Source organism: Sphingomonas sp. F9_3S_D5_B_2 (assembly GCF_054263715.1).
In genome coordinates, this window is sequence record NZ_JBSZFB010000006.1 from 1 (window position 1) to 2,329 (window position 2,329).

The window sequence follows — 2,329 nt, forward strand, 5'->3', positions numbered from 1 at the left end:
TGCTCGACCGGATGTGACCAGCGCACCTGATGACCGCACTGGGTTGAAATAGACACCGCGCTGACTTGCATCAGTGTAAGTCCGGCAAGCACCCCTTATGTACTAGTCATCGGTAGCCCTTCTCGGCTGTTACCGACTGAGAGACCGTTAGCGCTCCCGCCTTGTGAGGAGTGCAACATGGGTCGCTATTTCTTCCATCTCGTAGACGGCACGGACACGACCCTCGACCCTGAAGGCGTCGAGATGGCGGACGATCAGATCGCAGCGGACGCTCTTCGCCAGGCACGATCGATAATTGCCGGTGATGTAGCCACGGGCGAGATCAACCTGGACTTGAGGATCGAGGTCAGGAACCAGCGCGGCGAGTTAGTTCATCGCTTGCCATTCGCTGAAGCAGTGAAGGTTCGTGAGGATGCTGCTGCGTAGCGCGCCCAGAAGCGCAACGACTCGTTTCGCCTGTCGATAACTGCTAACCTGCCGCCGGGGGCAAAGGCACATGGCGCAATATCGACTCTACTGCTTGGACGGCGCCGGCAAGATCACCAGGTCGCACGAGATTGACGCTAAGAACGACGACGAGGCGATTGTTTTCGCCCGTCGAATGAAGCTCGGCGTCAAATGTGAGTTGTGGCAGCGTGACCGGTTGGTCGCCGAGCTAGCCGCTCAACCCGCGTCCTAGCTCGGTTGAGGCGAGTTGGCTTCGATAGTGCGAGCTTCCGCTTCCAAATCTTCAGCGATCTCAAGCAAAAGTTTCTGCGCCGCCTCGTCGGCGGTGCTGTCCGCTATGACCCGGCACTCACGGGCACGCGCCCAGAACCGTTGCGCCTCTTCTCGCATGGACATCAGGACTCATCAGGCAGCGAGGCGTTCCACGGCTGACTCGAACTAGCGATGTGCTTTGCCGCCTGCGCTTCGATCTCGGCAGCTTCGATCTCCAAATCCTCTGCAACTTCCAGCAAGGCATGTCGGTCGCGGTCGTCCCGTGCCCCGGCCGCCAGAGTCCGACATTCCTGGGCGCGTTTCCGGTAGCGCTCCGCATCGTCTGCTATCAGCGAGGTTCCAACCTGCAGCTTCACGCCGCGCCGCGTAGGACAGCTGATTGTCGGTCGGCAAGGGCCCCGCGCTCACATCGACAGTCAGTGCACGGCCACCCAGAACACGTAAGCAAACACCGCGACCATAAAGATCCAAAGGGTTGCCGCGCCCAGCCTGACGCTACCCACGAGCAGCACTCGCTCGCCGTTGAGCCGCGTAGAGTTTTGCGAGTTCCTGGTGGACGCGTCGCGCAGCTGCGTCCGTGCTCTTCTTAGCTGCCGCTCGCTCCGCCATCTCTCGCGCCAAGAGGTCTTCTTGAGAGATCCGACCACCGGGGCCGTTAGATTCTCCGTGCTCGCAGTGGAAGCTAACTATCGGGCCGCCGACACTCACATTCGCCATTGTAGATCCGTCACTTGGTAAGCACTGGGCTTCCCAATGATCGTGCGAGCTACCGGTTGCGACGGATTAATCCGTGTTACTAAGAATGTAGCGGCGTCCCCGTGATGTTCGAACCGGCGCCCTGATTACTGAGCTCCGTTCCGGAACCCGGATGCGCTGGGCGTTCGGTTCATAAACAGCGACATGAGGCCGCCCGATTCGCATTGGACACCTGCGAGGTACCCACTCAGGTCCCAATTACTGGCTCCTGTCGCTCGCCCCGGTTCGGCTTGGCATCCAACCCATTAGTAGGCATTCAAGTTATCGGCGTTCCGAATCGTGCCCCCGCACGGGAGCTCCATGAGGAAGAAGGGTGGTCCGTCGAAACCCTACCCCGGCAGGCCACCCTTCGACCATCCTGGCAGCCCCACGAGAAGCGAGCAGAAGCAGCATGCGCAGACCAGCCGGCCAAGCTGCGGAATTGATCCTGAAGACGGTCTCCGACGCTCATCCGGAGGGTCTGACCTACGCCCAGCTGCGAGAGCGCTCCGCGCTTCCTGGCGGCACAATTCACGACAACGTGAGAGCGCTACGCAAGCAGGGCAAGATCGACAGCTTCAAGGGCGGCGACGGCGTGGTCTGGATCTGCTTGCCTGAGTAGGCGAGAGCCACATCGGCTAGCGGTATCGACGGAGAATGTCTGCAATGGGGTCGGAACCAGACATGGGGCGGCCCGCTCTGAGCCGCCCCTCCGTTCAGCTAGTCATCAGAACAGGAAGTCGCCGGAGGACAAGTCCACATCGCCGATGATGCGGATGGCGAAGTCAGCTGCGCCGTCACCATCCGTGTCTGCGAACACCATCGTGCTCTGAGTGGTCGAGCTGTTCTCGAACTCATACCGCACTTCGCCGGC

General features: G+C 60.7%; 3 protein-coding genes. 2 read left to right on the forward strand and 1 reads right to left on the reverse strand.

Going from position 1 to position 2,329, the window contains the following annotated elements; genetic code table 11:
- Positions 1 to 177: 177 nt before the first annotated feature.
- A complete protein-coding gene (locus ACUXST_RS12690) occupies positions 178 to 426 on the forward strand; it encodes a DUF6894 family protein (RefSeq protein WP_458390357.1) in 249 nt (82 codons plus the stop codon).
- A gap of 416 nt (positions 427 to 842) precedes the next feature.
- Here the strand turns inward: ACUXST_RS12690 and ACUXST_RS12695 are convergent, their stop codons facing one another.
- Entirely contained in the window at positions 843 to 1,076 is a 234-nt protein-coding gene (locus ACUXST_RS12695; RefSeq protein WP_458390358.1) for a hypothetical protein, read from the reverse strand.
- 791 nt (positions 1,077 to 1,867) lie between these two features.
- Between ACUXST_RS12695 and ACUXST_RS12700 the strand changes: the two genes are divergently transcribed.
- Positions 1,868 to 2,077, forward strand: a complete 210-nt coding sequence (locus ACUXST_RS12700; RefSeq protein WP_458390359.1) for a hypothetical protein — start codon at positions 1,868 to 1,870, stop codon at positions 2,075 to 2,077.
- The last annotated feature ends 252 nt before the right edge of the window (positions 2,078 to 2,329 follow it).